Consider the following 255-nt stretch of genomic DNA (forward strand, 5'->3'; position numbering starts at 1 on the left):
TAGACGACTGGGTTGATAGGCCGGAGATGGAAGACCTGTGAGGGTTGGAGTTGACCGGTACTAATAGGCCGAGGGCTTGACCATATGTGCTCGCGTCCACTGTGTTGGTTCTGAGGCAACAGCTGCCAGAACCCGAACCATGCATACACGTGTGTGGTGGGTTTGCTGGGTTGTTTGTTTCATAGTGTTTCGGTGGTCATAGCGATGGGGTAACGCCCGGTTACATTCCGAACCCGGAAGCTAAGCCTGTCAGCG

The 255-nt window shown here is 54.5% G+C and carries 2 rRNA genes; both read left to right on the forward strand.

Annotated features, from left to right (window positions below):
* A 23S ribosomal RNA gene (locus tag GL263_RS27975) occupies positions 1-84 on the forward strand; the annotation flags it as partial.
* Positions 85-188: 104 nt separating this feature from the next.
* Positions 189-255 (forward strand): 5S ribosomal RNA (gene rrf, locus GL263_RS27980); the annotation flags it as partial.

This window comes from Streptomyces durbertensis, from assembly GCF_014156695.1.
GTDB lineage: Bacteria > Actinomycetota > Actinomycetes > Streptomycetales > Streptomycetaceae > Streptomyces > Streptomyces durbertensis.